At 71.6% G+C, this 20,428-nt stretch carries 18 protein-coding genes and 1 riboswitch; of the genes, 10 read left to right on the top strand and 8 right to left on the bottom strand.

Annotated elements, in window-relative coordinates:
- Nucleotides 1–182: 182 nt before the first annotated feature.
- From H299_RS0130515 to gcvT, 4 genes are all read right to left on the bottom strand, one after another.
- On the bottom strand, nt 183–1,565 hold the full coding sequence (locus H299_RS0130515) for an L-serine ammonia-lyase (RefSeq protein WP_027751536.1): 1,383 nt from the start codon (nt 1,563–1,565) through the stop codon (nt 183–185).
- A gap of 103 nt (nt 1,566–1,668) precedes the next feature.
- On the bottom strand, nt 1,669–2,952 hold the full coding sequence (locus H299_RS0130510; protein WP_027751535.1) for a serine hydroxymethyltransferase: 1,284 nt from the start codon (nt 2,950–2,952) through the stop codon (nt 1,669–1,671).
- Nucleotides 2,953–2,980: 28 nt separating this feature from the next.
- Entirely contained in the window at nt 2,981–3,361 is a 381-nt protein-coding gene (gene gcvH / locus H299_RS0130505; protein WP_027751534.1) for a glycine cleavage system protein GcvH, read from the bottom strand.
- 129 nt (nt 3,362–3,490) lie between these two features.
- Entirely contained in the window at nt 3,491–4,669 is a 1,179-nt protein-coding gene (gcvT, locus tag H299_RS0130500) for a glycine cleavage system aminomethyltransferase GcvT (RefSeq protein ID WP_027751533.1), read from the bottom strand.
- 140 nt (nt 4,670–4,809) lie between these two features.
- Nucleotides 4,810–4,929: riboswitch (glycine riboswitch) on the bottom strand.
- A gap of 166 nt (nt 4,930–5,095) precedes the next feature.
- On the opposite strand from gcvT, the gene H299_RS0130495 reads away from it, so the two are divergent.
- The gene (locus H299_RS0130495; protein ID WP_051263024.1) at nt 5,096–5,740 is read left to right on the top strand and encodes an AAA family ATPase; all 645 of its coding nucleotides are present in this window, start codon (nt 5,096–5,098) and stop codon (nt 5,738–5,740) included.
- Nucleotides 5,741–5,934: 194 nt separating this feature from the next.
- Here the strand turns inward: H299_RS0130495 and H299_RS39785 are convergent, their stop codons facing one another.
- Nucleotides 5,935–6,591 carry a hypothetical protein gene (locus H299_RS39785; protein ID WP_027751531.1) on the bottom strand — a complete coding sequence of 219 codons (657 nt, stop codon included), beginning with the start codon at nt 6,589–6,591 and terminating at the stop codon, nt 5,935–5,937.
- A 183-nt stretch (nt 6,592–6,774) separates the two neighbouring features.
- On the opposite strand from H299_RS39785, the gene H299_RS0130485 reads away from it, so the two are divergent.
- The 7 genes from H299_RS0130485 (at nt 6,775) to H299_RS37075 (ending at nt 15,159) form a co-directional block, all read left to right on the top strand.
- Complete coding sequence (locus H299_RS0130485; RefSeq protein WP_027751530.1) at nt 6,775–7,551, top strand: enhanced serine sensitivity protein SseB; 777 nt, start codon at nt 6,775–6,777, stop codon at nt 7,549–7,551.
- Nucleotides 7,552–7,767: 216 nt separating this feature from the next.
- Nucleotides 7,768–8,538, top strand: a complete 771-nt coding sequence (locus H299_RS0130480; protein WP_027751529.1) for an enhanced serine sensitivity protein SseB C-terminal domain-containing protein — start codon at nt 7,768–7,770, stop codon at nt 8,536–8,538.
- Between the two features lie 333 nt (nt 8,539–8,871).
- Entirely contained in the window at nt 8,872–9,870 is a 999-nt protein-coding gene (locus tag H299_RS0130475; protein ID WP_027751528.1) for an ABC transporter permease, read from the top strand.
- Nucleotides 9,871–9,937: 67 nt separating this feature from the next.
- Entirely contained in the window at nt 9,938–11,704 is a 1,767-nt protein-coding gene (locus tag H299_RS0130470) for an ABC transporter substrate-binding protein (protein ID WP_027751527.1), read from the top strand.
- A 115-nt stretch (nt 11,705–11,819) separates the two neighbouring features.
- Complete coding sequence (locus H299_RS0130465; protein ID WP_027751526.1) at nt 11,820–12,818, top strand: ABC transporter permease; 999 nt, start codon at nt 11,820–11,822, stop codon at nt 12,816–12,818.
- Nucleotides 12,815–13,936, top strand: coding sequence for an ABC transporter ATP-binding protein (locus H299_RS0130460; protein WP_027751525.1), 1,122 nt, complete (start codon nt 12,815–12,817; stop codon nt 13,934–13,936). The genes H299_RS0130465 and H299_RS0130460 overlap by 4 nt, the downstream gene beginning before the upstream one ends.
- Nucleotides 13,937–13,950: 14 nt before the next feature.
- On the top strand, nt 13,951–15,159 hold the full coding sequence (locus tag H299_RS37075) for a dipeptide ABC transporter ATP-binding protein (protein ID WP_078513185.1): 1,209 nt from the start codon (nt 13,951–13,953) through the stop codon (nt 15,157–15,159).
- A 141-nt stretch (nt 15,160–15,300) separates the two neighbouring features.
- Here H299_RS37075 and H299_RS0130450 read toward each other — a convergent pair whose 3' ends face one another.
- On the bottom strand, nt 15,301–16,758 hold the full coding sequence (locus H299_RS0130450) for an aldehyde dehydrogenase family protein (protein WP_027751524.1): 1,458 nt from the start codon (nt 16,756–16,758) through the stop codon (nt 15,301–15,303).
- 95 nt (nt 16,759–16,853) lie between these two features.
- Nucleotides 16,854–18,467: a MocR-like pyridoxine biosynthesis transcription factor PdxR gene (gene pdxR, locus H299_RS37070; RefSeq protein WP_051262992.1), complete on the bottom strand. Its 1,614-nt coding sequence runs from the start codon at nt 18,465–18,467 to the stop codon at nt 16,854–16,856.
- 90 nt (nt 18,468–18,557) lie between these two features.
- Between pdxR and H299_RS0130440 the strand changes: the two genes are divergently transcribed.
- Nucleotides 18,558–19,100: a cupin domain-containing protein gene (locus tag H299_RS0130440; protein ID WP_051263023.1), complete on the top strand. Its 543-nt coding sequence runs from the start codon at nt 18,558–18,560 to the stop codon at nt 19,098–19,100.
- A gap of 65 nt (nt 19,101–19,165) precedes the next feature.
- Nucleotides 19,166–19,999 (top strand): thioesterase family protein, encoded by an 834-nt coding sequence (locus H299_RS0130435; protein ID WP_027751522.1) that lies wholly within the window; start codon nt 19,166–19,168, stop codon nt 19,997–19,999.
- A 147-nt stretch (nt 20,000–20,146) separates the two neighbouring features.
- On the opposite strand, the gene H299_RS39780 is transcribed toward H299_RS0130435, so the two are convergent.
- Nucleotides 20,147–20,305 (bottom strand): hypothetical protein, encoded by a 159-nt coding sequence (locus H299_RS39780; RefSeq protein ID WP_158692413.1) that lies wholly within the window; start codon nt 20,303–20,305, stop codon nt 20,147–20,149.
- Nucleotides 20,306–20,428 lie beyond the last annotated feature (123 nt).

The following is a 20,428-nucleotide window of genomic DNA, read 5'->3' as shown; positions in this document are numbered from 1 at the left end:
TTCGCGCAACCGGTCCAGCCCGGCGAGTTTGCTCAACTTGCCGCGTAGCGGCTCCAGCCAGCCGACGCCCCTGACCCGGGCGGGGTCACCGGCGTCACGCATGATCGGCACCGGCCGCTGGAAGCCCGGTGGTCAGCGCAGTCGGCGCCGAGGCGGTGTGCCTGCCGGAAGGCGCACCGCGCTCAGCACTCGATGACGTTGACCGCGAGGCCGCCGCGGGCCGTCTCCTTGTACTTGACCTTCATGTCCGCGCCGGTCTCCTTCATCGTCTTGATCGCCTTGTCCAGCGAGACGTGGTGGCGGCCGTCGCCGCGCAGGGACATGCGGGCGGCCGTCACGGCCTTCACCGAGGCCATGCCGTTGCGCTCGATGCAGGGGATCTGGACGAGGCCGCCGACCGGGTCGCAGGTGAGGCCCAGGTTGTGCTCGATGCCGATCTCGGCCGCGTTCTCCACCTTCTCCGGCGCACCGCCCAGTACTTCGGCGAGGCCGCCCGCCGCCATCGAGCACGCGGAACCGACCTCGCCCTGGCAGCCGACCTCGGCGCCGGAGATGGAGGCGTTCTCCTTGAAGAGCATGCCGATGGCACCCGCCGCCAGCAGGAAGCGGACCACGCCGTCCTCGTCGGCGCCGGGCACGAAGTTCGTGTAGTAGTGCAGCACCGCCGGGATGATCCCCGCCGCGCCGTTGGTGGGGGCGGTCACCACGCGACCGCCGGCCGCGTTCTCCTCGTTGACCGCCATGGCGTAGAGCGTGATCCACTCCATGGCGTGCGCCTCGGCGTTGCCCTCGGCCCGCAACTGCCGAGCCGAGTTGGCGGCCCGCCGCCGGACCTTGAGGCCGCCGGGCAGGATGCCCTCCTGACCCATGCCGCGGGCCACGCACTCCTGCATGACGCGCCAGATCTCCAGCAGTTCGCGGCGGATCTCGCTCTCGGTGCGCCACGCCTTCTCGTTCTCCAGCATCAGCCCCGAGATGGACAGGCCCGTCTCGCGGGTGAGCCGCAGCAGTTCGTCGCCGGTGCGGAAGGGGTGGGTCAGCGGGGTGTCGTCCAGCTTGATGCGGTCCTCGCCGACCGCGTCCTCGTCCACCACGAAGCCGCCGCCGACCGAGTAGTACGTCTTCTCCAGCAGCGGGGTGCCGGCGGGGTCGTAGGCGAAGAGCGTCATGCCGTTGGCGTGGTAGGGCAGGGAGCGCCGGCGGTGCAGGATCAGTTCGCGCGACTCGTCGAAGTCGATCTCGTGGCTGTCCCCTATCTCCTCGGCCAGCAGCCGCAGCCGCTTGGTCTCCCGGATACGGCGCACCCACGCGTCCGCCTGCTCGACGTCGACGGTCGCGGGCGCGTGCCCCTCCAGGCCCAGCAGGACGGCCTTGGGGGTGCCGTGGCCGTGCCCGGTGGCACCGAGCGAGCCGAACAGCTCGACCCGTACGGACGCGGTGTGCGCCAGTACGCCTTCGTTCTTGAGGCGGCGGGCGAACATCCGTGCCGCGCGCATCGGGCCGACCGTGTGGGAGCTGGACGGGCCGATGCCGATCGAGAAGAGGTCAAAGACGGAGAGGGCCATGGGTCGCTCCCTGGCGTTCGGGCGGGGGCGGGCGTGGGGGCAGGGCAGGGGGCGCAGGTGCGGTGCGGGGCGCCCCGGCGGGGGGCCGGGGCGCCCGTGCGGCCTACGCGTTCTTCGCGCTCAGGCCGGGGTAGAGCGGGTGCTTCGCGGCGAGCGTGGCGACGCGCTCGGCCAGTGTCTTCGCCTTCGCCTCGTCGAAACCGGCGCCGAGGGTCTCGGCGATGATGTCGGCGACCTCGGCGAAGTCCTCGGCCCCGAAGCCCCGGGTGGCCAGGGCGGGAGTGCCCACGCGCAACCCGGAGGTGACCATCGGGGGACGCGGGTCGTTCGGCACCGCGTTGCGGTTGACGGTGATGCCGACCTCGTGCAGCCGGTCCTCGGCCTGCTGCCCGTCCAGCTCGCTCTCGCGCAGGTCGACCAGGACCAGGTGCACGTCCGTGCCGCCGGAGAGGACGGAGACGCCCGCGTCCACCGCGTCCTGCCGCGTCAGGCGCTCGGCGAGGATGCGCGCGCCCTCCACGGTGCGCTGCTGGCGCTCCCGGAACTCGTCGCTCGCCGCGATCTTGAACGAGACCGCCTTGGCGGCGATCACGTGCTCCAGCGGACCGCCCTGCTGGCCGGGGAAGACCGCCGAGTTGATCTTCTTGGCGTGCTCCTGCCGGGACAGGATCACGCCGCCGCGCGGGCCGCCGAGCGTCTTGTGCGTGGTGGTGGTGACCACGTCGGCGTACGGCACGGGGCTGGGGTGGAGCCCCGCGGCGACCAGCCCGGCGAAGTGCGCCATGTCGACCATCAGGAGCGCGCCGACCTCGTCCGCGATGGCGCGGAAGGCGGCGAAGTCCAGCTGGCGGGGGTAGGCGGACCAGCCCGCGATGATCATCTGCGGCCGGTGCTCCCGCGCGAGGCGGCCGACCTCCTCCATGTCGACCAGGCTGCTGTCGGCGTCGACGTGGTAGGGCACCACGTTGTAGAGCTTGCCGGAGAAGTTGATCCGCATCCCGTGCGTGAGGTGCCCGCCGTGGGCCAGGTCCAGGCCCATGATCGTGTCGCCCGGCTTGAGCAGGGCGAACATCGCGGCGGCGTTGGCGGAGGCGCCGGAGTGCGGCTGCACGTTGGCCGCCTCCGCGCCGAAGAGGGCCTTCACCCGGTCACGTGCGATGTCCTCGATGACATCGACGTGCTCGCAGCCGCCGTAGTAGCGGCGGCCGGGGTACCCCTCGGCGTACTTGTTGGTCAGGACGGAGCCCTGGGCCTCCAGGGCGGCGACCGGGGCGAAGTTCTCGGAGGCGATCATCTCGAGGGTGGACTGCTGGCGGTGCAGCTCGGCGTCGACGGCGGCGGCGACGTCCGGGTCCACCTCGTGGAGGGAGCTGTTCAGAAGAGTCATGAGGTCTTCCTGGTGGGAGGGCGGGTGCTCAGTTTCCGGCGGCGAAGGAGGCGTACTCGTCGGCGGAGAGCAGGCCCTCCGGCTCACCGTCCACCTTCACCTTGAACAGCCAGCCGCCCTCGAAGGGGGCGGAGTTGACCAGCGACGGGTCGTTGACGACGTCCTCGTTGACCGCGGTGACCTCACCGGTCACCGGGGAGTAGAGGTCGCTGACCGACTTCGTCGACTCGAGCTCGCCACAGGTGCCCTCGGCGGTGACCTGCGCACCGACCTCGGGAAGCTGGACGAAGACCACGTCGCCGAGGGCGTCGGCGGCGTGCGCCGTGATCCCGACTGTCGAGACGCCGTCATCGGCGGCCGACAGCCACTCGTGCTCCTTGCTGTAGCGCAGCTGCTGGGGGTTGCTCATGGGGCAATTCTCCTGGATGGGTGATCGGTGGGTACGGGCGGGCGGCCGGGGGCCCCGCGAGGGGCTCCCGCGTACGGTCTCGGACGGCGCTTCGCCGGTGCCGGCGCCTGCCGGTGCGCCGGCGTCCGGCTACTTCTGGCGCTTGTAGAACGGCAGCGCGACGACCTCGTACGGCTCATGAGTACCGCGAATGTCCACCGCGACGCCGTCGCTGCCCGGCTCGGCGTGTGCCGCGTCCACGTACGCGATGGCGATCGGCTTGCCGAGCGTGGGGGAGGGGGCGCCCGAGGTGACCTCGCCGATCACCGTGCTCCCGCCGCCGGCACCGGCCGCGACCACCGGATAGCCCGCACGTGGCACCCGGCGGCCCTCGGCGACGAGGCCGACCAGCTTGCGCGGGGGAGCGGCGGCGGCCCGCTCGGCGGCGGCCTCCAGCGACTCGCGGCCCACGAAACGGCCGCCGTTCGTCGTCTTCTCGAACTTCACCGTCCGGCCCAGCCCGGCGTCGAACGGGGTCGTCGCCGTGGTCAGCTCGTGCCCGTACAGCGGCATGCCCGCCTCCAGGCGGAGCGTGTCCCGGCAGCTGAGCCCGCATGGCACCAGCCCGGCGCCCTCACCCGCGGCGGTCAGCGCCGCCCAGACGGCGACCGCGTCGCCGGGGGCGACGAACAGCTCGAAACCGTCCTCACCCGTGTAGCCCGTACGGGCGATCAGCGCGGGCACCCCGGCCACCGTGCCCGGCAGGCCCGCGTAGTACTTCAGACCGGCCAGATCGGCGTCCGTGAGCTTGCCCAGGATGCCCGCGGCCTGCGGGCCCTGCACGGCGAGCAGCGCGTAGGCGTCCCGGTCGTCCCGCACGCCGGCGTCGAAGCCGCCCTGCCGGTCGACCAGCGCGTCGAGCACGACCTGCGCGTTGGAGGCGTTGGCGACGACCAGGTACTCCTGGGCCGCGGCGGCGGCGTCCGATCCGCCCAGCCGGTAGACGATCAGGTCGTCGAGGATGCCGCCCCGCTCGTCGCAGATCATCGTGTAGCGGGCGCGGCCGGGCTTGAGCGCGGAGAGGTTGCCGATCAGCGCGTAGTCGAGCAGCTCGCCCGCCTGGGGGCCGCTGATCGTGATCTCGCCCATGTGGGACAGGTCGAACAGGCCGGCGCGCTCGCGTACGGCGAGGTGCTCGTCCCGCTCGCTGCCGTAGCGCAGCGGCATGTCCCAGCCGGCGAAGTCGGTCATCGTCGCGCCGAGCGCGCGATGCGTGGCGTCGAGGGCGGTCCGGCGGGGACCGCCGGAGGGCGTGCTGGGGGTAGTCATGTCAGGCTCCCGGGACTGGTGACACGGATGTCCTCCCCATCTGTCATCGGAACCTGAGAGGTTCGCCACCAGTCCGTGCGTACGGACGGGTGGCTTGCACCTTGGGTGGGGCCGCGCACGGCCCGCTTTTCAGATCTGCCTCGCCCTGCGCGGTATCGGGGCCTGAGAGATTCAAGGGAGGATCTTGCTCCTTCGGCGCCCCTGCACACACGAACTGTCACACGAACGTGTGATACCGGGGACTCTCCCGCGCGGATTCAAGCGGCCTGTATGGAGTTGGCGCCCTCATCATTGCACGGGCCGCGCGGACATGGCAGATCGCGTGGACGGCGAGCAATCGTCTTGAATCGCATTACCTTTTCTTGACACTCTCGTGGGTAGCCGCGAACGAGCGGCACGGCCACAGGAGGACATCAGGTGGAGAGCCTGCGCAGCGCCTACGCGACGACGGGCGGGAGCGCACTGCCCGCACCGGCCTCGGTGCCCCTTGCGGGGCGCGACCTGCGCGGGTCGACCACCGCGAGAACGCTGCTGTTCCCCGCCGGCGACCGGGTCGTGGTCTCGGGGCTGCCCGGCAGCGGCAAGTCGACGCTCATCCGCCGCACGGTCGCGGTGGTGGAGCACTCGGTCAGCCGGATCGACTCGCAGGACACCCGGGAGCGCTGGGAGCGCCGGCTGCCCCGCTGGATTCCGTACGTGATCTACCGTCCGCTGGTCCGGCTGGCGCACTACGCCGCGCTGCGCGGCGCGTTGGCCTCGGGGGCCAGCGTGGTGGTGCACGACTGCGGTACGCAGCGCTGGGTGCGCCGCTGGCTGGCCGCCGACGCGCGGCGGCGCGGTCGCGGGCTGCACCTGGTGCTGCTGGACGTGCCCGCGCGCACGGCGCTGGCGGGCCAGGCCGAGCGGGGCCGCGGCGTCTCCGGATACGCCTTCGCGCGGCACCGGCGGGCGGTGGGCAGGCTGCTGGCCGAGGCGGCGGCGGGCCGGATGCCGTCGGGGTGCGCCTCGGTGGTGGTGCTGGACCGCGAGGCGGCGGGCGCGCTGTGCGGGGTGGCCTTCGAGGGCGGCTGACCGGTGCAGGTGCAGGTGCAGGTGCGTGGGGCGGGGCGGCGGGTGGCCGGCCGGCCCGGCGGCGGGTGCACGCGGCCCGCCCCTCCACGCGGGAGCGGCGGGCCGTGTACGGGGACAGCCGTAGGCCGGGCGGGTCGCGCCGCGGGGCCGCGGGCCGGGCCGACGAGGGGCGTCGGCGGTCAGCCGGGAAGCGGTCAGCCGGGGATCTGCGCCGCGGTCTGGCTCTGGTTCTCCGAGACGTCGGGCAGCGCGGGCAGTCCGTCCAGCTCCGGTGCGGGCAGCTGGCCGCTGAGCACGACTGCGGTGAGCAGGTCGACGGTGGCCGACACCGTCGCCTTCAGCTCGGCCCGCACCTTCCGCACGTCCGCCGGACGCTCGTCGGCCGCGGCGTCCTGCCCGGCGGTGCGGAAGGCCGGGGCCGACACCCTGATCAACTCGTCGGCCTGTTCCTGCAACTCGCCCGCCGCGCGGGAGACCAGGTCGGCGGGGGTCGCGGCGGGTGCCACCACCGCACGGCCGCCGGTGCCGCCCGCGACGGCCGACTGCCGGACCTTGGCGACCGCCGCCCGGACCGCCTCGGCGTGCTGCTCGGCGGCTGCGGCGGGCAGTCTGCCCTCGGGGGTCCGCAGTACGGCGCCGATCAGCTCGGTGACCGGGGCGAGTACGCCGCCGGTGTGCGCCAGCAGGTCGTTCTGCGCGGCGATGTCGCCGGCGCCGGGCAGCGGCGCCGGGGACTGTACGGACGGGGAGACAGGCTGGGGGCCGACCGCGAACGCGGTGGTGGCCGCGCCGACTCCGCCGAGGGAGAGGGTGGCCGCGAGGGCCAGGGACGTCGTCTTGTTGACGCGCATGGGGACATATCTTTCTCTGCGGTGTAACGGGAACATTCCTCACCTTTCGAGATGAACCCACACACTGCAACCGGTCGATCGCATCCGGTGACCAATCGGGTTACCCGCTCCGTGAACCGAGGCGCCTGATCCGGCCAAGATCACCCGGCCGTCTCCCCGCAACCGGCGCCCTAAACTTGCCGCATGACCATCCCGCACCAGTACGGACCGGGCCACGGCGGCGGCTGGCCCGGCAACGAGCTGGAGGAGACCCTCGCCGCCTCCCTCGCCGTGTCGCACGCGAGCGCGCGGCTGCTGGAGGTACTCGCGCGCAGCAGCGTCTGGGTGCCGCTGCCCGAGGGCGGCGGACCGGGCAGCCCGCATCTCGACCTGCCGACCGTGGAGCTGGACGGGGCGCCGTACGTCCCCGTCTTCAGCTCCGAGCAGCAGTTCCTCCAGGTGGTCGGCTCCCACATGTCCTTCAGCGTGGCGCCGGTGGGCGAGCTGGCCCGCGGTCTGCCGCCGCAGTTGGGCATCGCGGTGAATCCCGAGGGGACCGTCGGGGTGCCGCTCCCGCCGGCCGCGGTGGCCGAGCTGTGCCGGGGCACCCCGGGCGCCCGGGTGCCCGGGATGGCCAGCGGCGCGCGGGTGCGGCTCTACGAACCGGACTGGCAGGACGACCCGGTGGACTTCCAGGCCGCGGCGGCCGGTGAGTTCGCGGCGGTACCGCAGGTGCGCACGGCGCGGCGCGCGCTGGCCAGCAGCGAGGGCGAGGCGCCCGCCCTCTTCGTGGGGATAGAGCTGGACCTGCTGGACCCGGGGGCGCGGCAGTCCGCGCACGACGCGCTGGGCCGCGCGCTCGGACGCGTGCCGGTGAAGTGGCCGGTGCAGTTGGTGCTGCTGGACGCCGCGCGCGATCCGGTGGTCGACTGGATGCGGCAGTGCGTGCGGCCCTTCTACTCGCGCGAGCAGACCGGCTGAGAGCGACCGGCCCCCGGCGTCACCGGCATCCGCCGGGCTCCGGGGAGCCCCCCTCTGGCGCGGCACTGGCCGCGCTCCGCCACCCCGGACTCGTAAGCTGGTTGGATGTCCGACGGGGGCACAGCCGCGTCCCGGGCGCGGACGACCGATTCGGCGGCGCGGGCGTGGCCGCCGAAGACCCAGTCACTGAGCGACGACTTGAAGGGGGCGGCCCACGTGAGCGCGGGTGAGAGCGTCGAACAGCTGCTGCGGCAGGTGTCGCCCGGCCGGTACGACGTCTACGAGGCACTGCTGCACCACCTCGCCGAGTCCCGGCTGTGGATGCTGCTCTGGAACGGCCAGGCGGGTTCCCCCGACGCGCAGTACGGGAACATGGAGGTCGCCGGCCACGGCTACGCCCCCTGTGTCACCTCCGCCCAGGAACTGGCCGCCTCCGGCTGGAACCGTGCGCACGAGGTGATCGGCGGGCGCGAAATCGCCGCCGCGCTCTTCCCCGACCGCTGGGGCATCTGGCTGAACCCGCACGCTCCCGGCGGCGGGGTCGGCATCCCCTGGCTCGATCTGCGCCGGATCGTCTCCGGCCTCGACCGGCTGCCCGCCGGGCCGCTGCGGATCACCGAGCCCTCGCTGGAGCTGCCGCAGTTCTACGCGCTGCTCTCCCAGAACGCCCACCGGACCCCGGCGGTGCGTTCGCTTCGCCGCGCCTGGGTGCAGCCCGCGCTCGGGTCGCCGTACCTGGCGATCGGGCTCGACCTCTACGACACCGGGCAGCCCGCCGTCGACTCCGTGCGGCTGATGATGCAGCAGTCGGTCGGCGCGGTGCCGGACGGACTGCCGGTGTCCAGCGTGGCCATGTCGGACGACCTCGATCCGGTGACGATGTGGCTCCGCCTCCGCGCGCGGCCCTTCTTCGACCGGGACGCGCACGCGGGTGCGATCCCGGGTGCCGCGCCGGGGTACGGGTACGGTTACCCGCGATCGTATTGAGCGGAAGGCATGTGGGCAGGGAAGACCGGATTTCCCGCCCACGTCAGCGTCAAGAGGCGGGGATCGCCGGGCTGGATTTGATCAAGGCGGACAGATGCGGACTTTCTTGGCGGCATTTCACCGCTCACCAAAGATCTCCGTCCGTATAACGGGAACCCTTTGAAGACATCACAGTTGCGCATCCATTCACCTGGAGGTCTGGCGAGTGATCGTGAGCGCGATGAAGACTCCCGACCCATGGGCCGTCGGCCTTTTGTACGAACCGCAGGGAACTAGCCGCTACAGCGGCGGGCGTGGGCCGGCCACCGCCGGCCGAGAGGGGTCCTCACCACGATGACGGCACCAATGCACGACACGGTTCCGGCCGATGCCGCGGACGCCGATGTCGCAGCCAGCGTCGCCAAGGACGCGGTGGAAGGCCGGTCGCTGGGCCGCATCGCCTGGACCCGCCTGAAACGCGACAAGCTGGCGGTCGCCGGTGGTGTGATCGTCCTCTTCCTGGTCCTGGTCGCGATCTTCGCGCCGGTGATCACCAGCATCGTCGGGCAGGACCCGAACGAGTACCACCAGGACAAGATCGACCCGCTCTTCGGCACCCCGACCGGCTCGCTCGGCGGCATCAGCTCCGAGCACCTGCTCGGTGTCGAGCCGGTGAACGGCCGCGACGTGTTCGCCCGGATCGTCTACGGCGCCCGGATCTCGCTGCTCGTCGGCTTCCTCTCGGCGATCGTCGCCGTGGTCCTGGGCACCGTCCTGGGCATTCTCGCGGGCTACTTCGGCGGCTGGCTCGACGCCCTGATCAGCCGGACCATGGACATGCTGCTGGCTTTCCCGCAGCTGCTCTTCATCATCTCGCTGATCGCCGTCATGCCCAACAAGCTGCTGGGCCTGGAGGGCACCGGAGTCCGGCTCCTGGTGATGATCCTGGTGATCGGCTTCTTCGGCTGGCCCTACATCGGTCGGATCGTGCGCGGCCAGACGCTCTCGCTGCGCGAGCGGGAGTACGTCGAGGCGGCCCGCAGTCTGGGCGCGGGCAAGCGCTACATCCTGTTCAAGGAACTGCTGCCCAACCTGATCGCTCCCATCACGGTCTACACGACCCTGATGATTCCCACCAACATCCTGACCGAGGCCGCTCTCAGCTTCCTCGGCGCCGGAGTCAAACCCCCGACGGCCTCCTGGGGACAGATGCTCAATACCGCCGTGCGGTATTACCAGGAGGATCCGATGTACATGGTGGTTCCGGGCGTAGCGATCTTCATCACCGTGCTTGCTTTCAACCTGTTCGGGGACGGCGTACGCGACGCACTCGACCCGAAGGGCACCCGTTGACCCCCCATTGCCCCACCCCCGGCCCGGCGCAAAGTCCGGTCCGTGACAACCCGGAGGATGCGACATCGTGAGATTCCTACGCACATCGAGGCGCCGGAGCGCCGCGGCGTCAGCCGTGGTGGTCGCGGCCCTGCTGACCACAGCGGCCTGTGGCGGTGGCGACAGCGACGACGGCGGCGGCGGTGACGGGGCGGGCTTCAACGCCGCCGTGGACAAGGTCGCCAACAAGTCGGACAAGAAGGGCGGCACGCTGAAGTTCATCGGCGTGCAGGACGCCGACTCGTGGGACACCACCCGCGGTTACTACGGCTTCGCCTGGAACTTCATGCGCTACTACTCGCGCCAGCTGGTGACGCCCGCGGCGGCGCCCGGCGAGGGCGGCCTCGAGCTGAAGCCCGACCTGGCCAAGGCCGTGGCGAAGGTCAGCGAGGACGGCAAGACCTACACGTACGAGCTCAAGGACGGCATCACCTGGCAGGATGGCAAGCCCATCACCGCCCAGGACATCAAGTACGGCATCGAGCGGCAGTGGGCGCAGGACGTGCTCCCCGGCGGCCCGGTCCACGTGAAGAACACCCTGGACCCCGAGGGCAAGTACAAGGGTCCCTACAAGGACACCTCCGAGGCGGGCCTGAAGGCCATCGAGACGCCGGACGAGAAGACGATCGTCTTCAAGCTGCCGAAGGCGAACAGCGACTTCGAAGAGATGCTGTCGATGACGTCGTCCTCGCCGGTGCGCAAGGACAAGGACACCAAGTCCAAGTACGGCCTGTCGCCCTTCTCCAGCGGCCCGTACCAGTTCAAGGACTACCAGCCGAACAAGAAGCTGACCCTGGTCCGCAACAAGAACTGGAAGCGCTCGACGGACACCGTCCGCGCCGCCCTGCCGGACAAGATCACGGTCACCCTGATCACCAACGGTGACGAGCTGGACAAGCGGCTCATCAGCGGCGACTACGACGTCGACCTGAACGCCACCGGCCTCAGCGCGGCCGGCCGCTCCTCCGCCCTGAAGGAGCACAAGGGCAACGTCGACAACCCGGAGACCGGCTTCATCCGCTACGCCGCGTTCCCGCAGTCGGTCGAGCCGTTCGACGACATCCACTGCCGCAAGGCCGCCATCTACGGTTCGGACCACAAGTCGATCCAGACGGCGCGCGGCGGCCCGATGGGCGGCGGCGACATCGGCACCAACATGCTGCCTCCCGTGGTGCCGGGCTCCGACACCTCCTACGACCCGTACGGCCTGGCCAAGAACGACGGCGCGGCCAACGTGAAGAAGGCGAAGGAGGAGCTGAAGAAGTGCGGTAAGCCGAACGGCTTCAAGACCACCATCGCCGTCCGCAACAACAAGGACGTCGAGGTCGACACCGCCGAGGCGATGCAGGCGTCGCTGAAGAAGGTCGGCATCGAGGCGCAGGTCGACGAGTACGACGGCGCGCAGATCGCCGGCATCGTCGGCAACCCCGAGGTCGTCAAGAAGAAGAACTACGGCATCATCGTGATGGGCTGGGGCCCGGACTTCAACTCGGTCCAGGGCTACGGCAAGCCGCTGTGGCACAGCTCCAACATCCTCGACCAGGGGAACAACAACTTCCCCGAGATCGACGACCCGGAGATCGACAAGAGCTTCGCGCAGTTCGAGGCGGAGCTGGACAAGGACAAGGCCGCGAGCATCGCCACCTCCATCAACAAGAAGGTCATGGAGGGCGCGTACTACATGCCCTTCACCTTCGAGAAGATGATCTCCTGGCGCTCGAGCCGGCTGACGAACGTCTACTCCACCTACGCGTACAGCGGGCAGTACGACTACGCCTCGCTGGGCGTGAAGTAACCGACCGCCGGCACACCCGCCAAGAGGCACGAAGGGCAGGTGAGGGCCGTGGCGGCGGCCCGGGTGACTCTGGACGATCTCCGGAGACACCCGGGCCGCCGCAGGGCCGAGCGCAGTGCTCACATACCTGATCAGGCGGCTGTTCGCCGCCGCAGTGATGCTGGTCGTCATCGTTCTGGTGGTCTTCAGCATCTTCTTCCTGATTCCCAAGTGGACGGGCGTGGACCCGGCCACCATGTATGTAGGGAAGGCTTCCGACAAAGCAGCACTGGAAGGCATCCGGGAGAAGCTCAGCCTGGACGACCCGATCCTCGTCCAGCTGTTCGAGTTCTTCAAAGGCATCTTCGTCGGCCGTGACTACACCGGCGGCGGGGACACGCTCCACTGCTCGGCCCCCTGCTTCGGCTACTCCTTCAAGACCGAGCAGGCCATCTGGCCCGTGCTGACCGACCGCTTCCCGGTCACCTTCGGGCTGGCCATCGGCGCGGCCGTGATCTGGCTGCTCATCGGCCTCACCGCCGGTGTGCTCTCCGCCCTGCGCCGCGGCACGCTGTGGGACCGCGCGTCCATGACCGTGGCCCTGGCCGGCGTCTCGCTGCCGATCTACTTCACCGGTCTGATCTCGCTGGCGGTCTTCTCCTACGGACTCGGCTGGGTGAGCAACGAGTACACACCGATGGAGGAGAGCATCCCCGACTGGTTCAGCGGGATGATCCTGCCCTGGGTGACGCTGGCGTTCCTCTTCGGCGCCATGTACGCCCGGCTCACCAGAGCCACCATGCTGGAAGTGATGGGGGAGGACTACATCCGTACGGCCCGGGCCAAGGGCGTACGCGAGGTGGTCGTCATCCGGAAGCACGCGATGCGCTCCACCATGACCCCGATCATCACCCTGCTGGGTGTGGACCTGGGCATGCTGATGGGCAACGCGATCCTGACGGAGACGACGTTCTCCCTGCCCGGCCTCGGTCAGGCGGTCCTCAAGGCGATCGGCGAGCGCGACCTGCCGCTGATCCTCGGCGTCACGCTGATCACGGCCACCGCCGTGGTCCTCGCGAACCTCGTCGTGGACATCCTGTACAGCGTGATCGACCCCCGAGTGAGGCTCGCATGACAGACCTCAGCAAGTCCGGCGCGGCCGCCAGCAAGTCCGGCGCGGCCGTCGGCGAGCCGAAGGCCGCGGGCTCGCCCGCACCCAGGGCGTTCCTCGAAGTCCGCGACCTGAAGATCCACTTCCCGACCGACGACGGCGTGGTCAAGTCGGTGGACGGGCTGTCCTTCCAGCTGGAGAAGGGCAAGACCCTCGGCATCGTCGGCGAGTCCGGTTCGGGCAAGTCGGTGACCTCGCTGGGCATCATGGGCCTGCACACGGTGGGCCAGTACGGCCGCCAGAAGGCCCAGATCTCCGGCGAGATCTGGCTGGAGGGCACCGAACTGCTCTCCGCCGACCCCCACACGGTGCGCAAGCTGCGCGGCCGTGAGATGGCGATGATCTTCCAGGACCCGCTGTCTGCCCTGCACCCGTACTTCACCATCGGCAAGCAGATCATCGAGGCGTACCGGATTCACCACGACGTCGACAAGAAGGTGGCCCGCAAGCGGGCCATCGAGATGCTCGACCGGGTGGGCATCCCACAGCCCGACCAGCGCGTGGACAGCTACCCGCACGAGTTCTCCGGCGGCATGCGGCAGCGCGCCATGATCGCCATGTCGCTGGTCAACAACCCCGAGCTGCTCATCGCGGACGAGCCGACCACCGCCCTGGACGTCACCGTGCAGGCGCAGATCCTCGACCTCATCCGCGATCTCCAGAAGGAGTTCGGCTCGGCGGTCATCGTGATCACCCACGACCTGGGCGTCGTCGCCGAACTGGCCGACGACATCCTGGTGATGTACGGCGGCCGGTGCGTCGAGCGCGGCGCCGCCGAGAAGGTCTTCTACGAACCGCAGCACCCCTACACCTGGGGTCTGCTCGGCTCGATGCCGCGCATCGACCGGGAGCGGACCGAGCGCCTCATCCCGGTCAAGGGTTCCCCGCCCAGCCTGATCAACATCCCCGACGGCTGCGCGTTCAACCCGCGCTGCCCGTACGCGGACGTACCCAAGGGCGGCATCACCCGCACCGAGCGCCCCGAACTGCGCGAGGTGGCCGACGGGCACTTCTCCGCCTGCCATCTGCCGCGCGAGGACCGGGAACGCATCTGGAACGAAGAGATTGCGCCGAAGCTGTGAGCGAGGACGAGCAGATGACCAAGCCCGAAGGGGCGGGCACGCCCGAGCCGAGCGCGCCGGCCGAGGAGCCCGCAGCCGCCCCCGGCGCCGCCGAGGCCCGGCACGCGGGTCAGGTGGAGGCCGGTGAGGTGCTGCTGCGGGTGAGCGGTCTCACCAAGCACTTCCCCATCACCAAGGGCGTGCTCAAGCGCCAGGTGGCGGCGGTGAAGGCGGTCGACGGCATCGACTTCGAGGTGCGCGCGGGGGAGACCCTGGGCGTGGTGGGCGAGTCCGGCTGCGGCAAGTCGACCATGGGCAGGCTCGTCACCCGGCTGCTGGAGCCCTCCGCGGGGAAGATCGAGTTCCAGGGGCGGGACATCACCCACCTGGGGACCTCGGGCATGCGGCCGCTGCGCCGCGACGTCCAGATGATCTTCCAGGACCCGTACTCCTCGCTGAACCCGCGGCACACCGTGGGCGCCATCGTCAGCGCGCCGTTCAAGCTCCAGGGCGTCCAGCCCGAGGGCGGCGTGAAGAAGGAGGTGCAGCGTCTGCTGTCGGTGGTCGGGCTCAACCCCGAGCACTACAACCGCTATCCGCACGAGTTCTCCGGCGGCCAGCGGCAGCGCATCGGCATCGCCCGCGCGCTGGCGCTCAACCCCAAGCTGGTCGTGGCGGACGAGCCGGTCTCCGCGCTGGACGTGTCCATCCAGGCCCAGGTGGTCAACCTGCTGGACGACCTCCAGGACGAACTGGGCCTGACTTACGTGATCATCGCCCACGACCTGTCGGTGATCCGGCACGTCTCGGACCGGATCGCGGTCATGTACCTGGGCAAGATCGTGGAGCTGACGGACCGGCAGTCGCTGTACAAGTCGTCGATGCACCCGTACACCCGCGCGCTGATGTCCGCGGTGCCGGTGCCCGACCCGCGCGGCAAGGCCAAGCGGAACAGCGGGCGCATCCTGCTCCAGGGCGACGTGCCCTCGCCGATCAAGCCCCCGTCCGGCTGCCGGTTCCACACCCGGTGCTGGAAGGCGACCCGGGTCTGCAAGACGCTGGAGCCGCCGATGCAGGAGCTGCGCACGGGGCACTTGGTGGCCTGCCACCACCCCGAGGACCACGAGGACCTGCACCCCGAGGACACCGAGCTGCTGACCGCCGCGGAGAAGGCGGCGGACAACCTGGAGTCCGAGAAGAAGGCCGTGGAGCAGCGCGACCGGGAGGCCGTGGGCAAGGACTGAGCCGGGTCCGTCCGCCTCGCGCGACTCCCCGTACGGCGCCCCCGGGCGTGCGGTGCGGGGAGTTCTCGCGTGGGCGCACTGCGCGGTGCCGTGCGGAGCGCCGGGTGCGCGGTCCCGCGCGTGCCGTGCGCGGACGGGCCGTCAGAACGGGAAGAGGCTGCGGCCGTGCTGCACCGAGACCCAGCGCTGCGTGGTGAACGCCTCGACCATCGCGTCGCCGTTCAGCCGCCCCATGCCGGAGTTCTGCTCGCCGCCGAAGGGCACTATCGGCTCGTCGTGGACGGTGCCGTCGTTGATGTGGAACATGCCGGTGTCCACGAGCCGGGCGATCGCCAGCCCGCGCTGCACGTCCGCGGTGTGCACCGCCCCGCCGAGCCCGTACGGCGTGTCGTTGGTGATGCGCACCGCGTCCTCCACCTCGTCGAAGGGCAGCAGGATCGCCACGGGGCCGAAGATGTCCTGGCGCAGCACCGCCGACTCGGCGGGTACGTCGATGAGCACCGTCGGCTCCACGAGGCAGCCGTCCGTACGCCCGTGCAGCAGCGCGGTGGCGCCCTCGCGCAGCGCCTGCTCCGCGGCGGCCGTGACGGCCTCGGCCTGGGAGGAGTTGATCAGCGGGCCGATGTGGGTGGCCGGGTCCTTGGGATCGCCGACCTTGAGCGCGCGGACGCGGGCGACGAATTTCTCGGTGAACTCCTCGGCCACGGCCCGCTGGACGAGGATGCGGTTCGCGGCCATGCACGCCTGGCCCTGGTTGACGAACCGGCTGAAGACGGTGGCGTCGACGGCGTAGTCGATGTCGGCGTCGTCCAGCACGATCAGCGCGCTGTTGCCGCCCAGCTCCATGATGGGCCGCTTGAAGTTCGCGGTCGCGACGGTGGCGACGTGGCGGCCCGTGCGGTCCGATCCGGTGAAGGAGATGACCTTGGGCACCGGGTGCTCCAGCAGCACGTCGCCGACCTCGGCGATGTCCGTGATGACGACGTTGAGCAGGCCGGGCGGCAGCCCCGCCTCCTCGAAGAGCCGGGCGAGCAGCGTCCCGCCGGTGACCGGGGTGTTCTGGTGCGGCTTGAGCACCACCGCGTTGCCCAGGGCGAGGGCGGCCGCCACCGATTTGACGGACAGGAGGAAGGGGAAGTTGAAGGGGCTGATGACGGCGACCACGCCGACCGGGTCGCGGTGGAGGTGGTTCTCCTTGCCGTCCGTCGGCGAGGCGAGTATCCGCCCGGTGGGGCGCAGCGCCAGGGAGATGGACTCGCGCAGGAACTCCTTGGCCAGCTCCAGCTCCAGCGCCGCCTTGATGTGGGTGCTGCCCGCCTCCGTGATGATGGCGTCGCGCAGCTCTCTCTCGCGGTCGTCGATCAGCCGTATGACGCGCTCGAGGACGGCACGACGCGCGTAGCCGCCGGCGGCGGCCCAGGCGGGCTGGGTGCTCTCGGCGGCGCGGAACGCCTGGTCCACCTCCTCCGCCGTGGCCACGGTGAGGGCGGCCAGCTTGTCCCCGCTGTACGGATCGAAGTCGATGATGTCCCAGGACCCGGAGCCGGGCCGCCATTCACCTGCGATGTACTGCTGGGTCAGCTCCGAGAAATACGACATCGCTTGCCTCTCCGTCGAGCGCACAGCCGAACACACTGCACAGGTCCTGTCGCGATGTCCCATGTTACGTATGGGGGAGGGGAGTTGGCCCCGTTTCAAGACGATGGCCGGACACCGGAGGCGGGTGGTGCCGGGGGGCGTGCCGAGGCCGGTGCCGCGGGTCGGCCCCGGCGGGCGGGCAGGCAGCGGCACAGGGCGTCCAGGGCGGCGGCGTAGGCGTGGTCGGGCGGGGCGGCGTAGCCGACGACCAGGCCGTCGGCGGCGGTGCCCGCGGGGCCGGTGTCGTCGGCGGCGCCCCCGGCACTGCTCCGGGTGGCGTCCGGGTGGCGGAAGGCGGCGAGCCCGTCCAGTGCGACGCCGTGCCGGGCGGCGGCCTCGACGGCGGCGCGCTCCGTACCGGGCGGCAGCCGGAGCACGGCGTGCAGCCCGGCGGCCACACCGGTGGGCACGATGTGCGGGGCGCGCTCGGCGAGCGTGGCCACCAGTTGGTCGCGGCGCCGCCGGTAGCGCTGCCGGGTACGGCGGACGTGCCGGTCGTAGTGGCCGGAGGCGAGGAACTCAGCGAGCGTGAGCTGGTCCAGCACCCCGGTCGACGCCTCGCGTTCGCCCTTGGCCGCCAGTACGGGGCCGACAAGCCGGCCGGGCAGGACCATCCAGCCCAGCCGCATGGCGGGGGAGAGGCTTTTGCTGACGGAGCCGAGGTAGACCACGTGCTCCGGGTCCAGCCCCTGTACGGCGCCGACGGGCTCGCGGTCGTAGCGGAACTCGCCGTCGTAGTCGTCCTCCAGGAGCAGTCCGCCGCCCGCACGGGCCCAGCTGACCGCGGCGGTACGGCGCGACGCGGCCAGCGGCCCGCCCGTGGGGAACTGGTGGGCCGGGGTGAGCAGCGCCGTCCGCAGGCCGCCGGCGGCCTGCGGCCCGCTCAGCTCGCCGACGCGCGCGCCGTCCGCGTCCACGCCCAGCGGCACCGTACGGACCCCGGCGGCGGCCAGCAGGGCGCGGTGGAAGCCGAGCCCGTACGCCTCCACGCCCAGCGGGCCGCGCAGTACGGGGCCGTGGACGCCGCCGCCGAACAGCAACCGCAGGGCGTGCCCGACGCCCGAGCAGACCACGATCCGCTCCGGCGCCGTACGCACGCCGCGCACGCGGGCCAGGTACTCGGCCAGCGCCCGGCGCAGTTCGGGGCGGCCCTGCGGATCGCCGGGGCCGAACACCTCGTGCGGCGCGGTCCGCATCGCACGGCGGGCGGCGGTGAGCCAGGCGGCGCGCGGGAAGGAGGCGCCGTCCGGCAGGCCCTGGCGCAGGTCGTGCGCGGCGCCGGGGGCGGTGTGCGGCGGGCCGTCGGGGCCCGGCCTGTCCGCCGCTCCCGCGGAGGACGGGCGCGCGGCGGGGGTGCGGGGTGCGCCGGGTGCGGAGACGGGAGGCGGCGCGGCGCGCCGGGCGACCCGGGTGCCGGAGCCCTGGTGTGCGGTCAGCCAGCCCTCGGCGACCAGCTCGGCGTACGCCCCGGCGACGGTGTTGCGGGCCAGTCCGAGATCGGCGGCGAGCGAGCGGTAGGGCGGCAGCAGGGCGCCGGGCGGCAGCCGTCCCTGCCGTACGGCGTCCCGCAGCGCGCGGATGAGGGCGGCGCGGCGGCCACCGGCGCCGGACAGCTCCAGATGCAGGTCGCTGCCGATCCGCTGCGCCAGATTGACCCATGACTCCGTCATGAAAATGCACCTTACGCAAGGTCTATCGCCCCTCCTAGCGTCGGGGTCAGGACGACTACCGCAGGAGCAGCCATGACCGACGAACCCGCCATGACCGAAGAGCCCGCCATCCGCGCCGCCTCCGCCGCTTCGCGGGGTGCCGACGCCCCGGCCGCCGCCCCGGTGCTGGTCCGCGCGGCGGACGCCGAGGTCCTCGCCGACGGCCCCACCAGCCTGATCACCCTGCTCGCCGACGCCGACGCCACCGGCGGCGCGCTGACCGCCAACCGGGCCACGTTCGCCGAGGGGTCCCCAGGAGCGCCCGCCCACTTCCACACCCGCGCCGGCGAACTCCTCTTCGTGCTCGACGGCGCGCTACGGGTGCTGGCCGGAAGAGAGGTGCACACCCTGGGCACCGGGGACTTCCTGTTCGTGCCCCCGCGCCTGCCGCACGCGTTCGCGCCCGCCCCCGGCCGTACGGCGGACGCGCTCGTCCTCTTCACGCCGGGGATGGAGCGCTTCGGCTACTACCGCCTGCTGGAGCGCGTGCACTGCGGCGAGGCCTCCTTCGCGGACGTCCGGGAGTCCGCCGAGCTGTTCGACAACCACTACGTGGAGAGCCCGGCCTGGCGCGCCGCCCTCGCCGCGGGCTGACCGCCCCGTACGGTGCGCACCGTCTGACTACCCGCCGGTAATAAAATCGGTGTAGCGTGCACCTCATGTCTGACGCGACCCTCAGTGAGTTCGACCGCGACACCGCCGTGCGCCGTCGGGAACCCGGCGTCTACGACGCCGACCTCTCCGGGGGCTGGGCGATCGGGCACGCGCTGAACGGCGGTTATCTGCTCGCCGTCCTCGGCCGCGCCCTCGGCGACGCCCTGCCGCATCCCGACCCGTTCAGCGTCAGCGCCCACTACCTCACCGCGACCGCGCCCGGCCCCGCCGTCATCCGCACGGCCACCGCGCGCGGCGGCCGCACCCTCTCCACCGGCTCCGCCTCGCTCCTCCAGGCGGACGCGGACGGCCGCGAGGTCGAGCGCGTCCGCGTGCTCGCGACGTACGGCGCCCTCGCCGCCTTGACGGACGATGTCCGCACCAGCGCCAAGCCGCCGCAGATCCCGCCGTACGAGCACTGCCTCGGTACCGAGCACGACCCGGGCGGTGCCCACACCCCGGCGATGGCAGCGCGCCTCGACATGCGGCTCGATCCGGCGACGATCGGCTGGGCGCTGGGCAAGCCCTCCGGGAGGGGTGAGGTGCGTGCCTGGTTCGGGCTGGCCGACGGGCGGGCGCCGGACCCGCTGTCCCTGCTCCTGGCCGTCGACTCGCTGCCGCCCACCGCCTTCGACCTGGGGCTGAGCGGCTGGGTGCCCACCGTCGAACTCACCGTCCACGTACGGGCGGTGCCCGCCCCGGGGCCGCTGCGGGTCGCGCTGACCACCCGCAACCTGGCGGGCGGCTTCCTGGAGGAGGACGCCGAGGTCTGGGACTCGGCGGACCGCCTGGTGGCGCAGTCGCGCCAGCTGGCCCGGCCGCTGCTCGACCGCTCCTGAACGGTGCGCTGAACGGCCCAGAGCGGCGGCGCCGTACGGGGCCGTCCAGCGCGTGGCTGCCGGGGACCAGTCCGGGCGGCGCCCCCTGCGGCGCCAGCAGTGCGACGCGCAGCGCCGCCGTCAGCACCCTCTCGAGCTTCACGAGGTCTACGACGTGCCCCCTGCGGGGCCGGGCGCCTCCGCGTCGCGGGGGCAGGGCAGTAGCAGTTCGTCGATGCTCCGGTCCAGTTCGCGTTTGAAGTGCGCGTTCGGCGCGTCCTCGTGGTCGCTCCGGCTGCGGGTGTCGCTCTCGGCGGGGTGCGGCATCTGCTCCTCCTGCTCTTTGCGTGCGCGGTGGCGCGTGGCGGCGCGCCACCGCCTTTGGAAAACTGTGCGAACGGTCGTGCTAACTTATCACTGTCGGCCGCCCCGTACGCCGCAGCTTCCGAG

Source organism: Streptomyces sp. CNH287, assembly GCF_000424825.1.
Note: the sequence above shows the minus strand (reverse complement) of the source record. Positions and strands in the feature narration are given on the sequence as shown.

Coding starts and splice junctions, on each gene's coding strand:
- H299_RS0130515 (WP_027751536.1), bottom strand. CDS start 1,565: ATGGCCCTCTCCGTCTTTGACCTCTTCTCGATCGGCATCGGCCCGTCC.
- H299_RS0130510 (WP_027751535.1), bottom strand. CDS start 2,952: ATGACTCTTCTGAACAGCTCCCTCCACGAGGTGGACCCGGACGTCGCC.
- gcvH (WP_027751534.1), bottom strand. CDS start 3,361: ATGAGCAACCCCCAGCAGCTGCGCTACAGCAAGGAGCACGAGTGGCTG.
- gcvT (WP_027751533.1), bottom strand. CDS start 4,669: ATGACTACCCCCAGCACGCCCTCCGGCGGTCCCCGCCGGACCGCCCTC.
- H299_RS39785 (WP_027751531.1), bottom strand. CDS start 6,591: ATGCGCGTCAACAAGACGACGTCCCTGGCCCTCGCGGCCACCCTCTCC.
- H299_RS0130485 (WP_027751530.1), top strand. CDS start 6,775: ATGACCATCCCGCACCAGTACGGACCGGGCCACGGCGGCGGCTGGCCC.
- H299_RS0130475 (WP_027751528.1), top strand. CDS start 8,872: ATGACGGCACCAATGCACGACACGGTTCCGGCCGATGCCGCGGACGCC.
- H299_RS0130460 (WP_027751525.1), top strand. CDS start 12,815: ATGACAGACCTCAGCAAGTCCGGCGCGGCCGCCAGCAAGTCCGGCGCG.
- H299_RS37075 (WP_078513185.1), top strand. CDS start 13,951: ATGACCAAGCCCGAAGGGGCGGGCACGCCCGAGCCGAGCGCGCCGGCC.
- H299_RS0130450 (WP_027751524.1), bottom strand. CDS start 16,758: ATGTCGTATTTCTCGGAGCTGACCCAGCAGTACATCGCAGGTGAATGG.
- pdxR (WP_051262992.1), bottom strand. CDS start 18,467: ATGACGGAGTCATGGGTCAATCTGGCGCAGCGGATCGGCAGCGACCTG.
- H299_RS0130440 (WP_051263023.1), top strand. CDS start 18,558: ATGACCGAAGAGCCCGCCATCCGCGCCGCCTCCGCCGCTTCGCGGGGT.
- H299_RS0130435 (WP_027751522.1), top strand. CDS start 19,166: ATGTCTGACGCGACCCTCAGTGAGTTCGACCGCGACACCGCCGTGCGC.
- H299_RS39780 (WP_158692413.1), bottom strand. CDS start 20,305: ATGCCGCACCCCGCCGAGAGCGACACCCGCAGCCGGAGCGACCACGAG.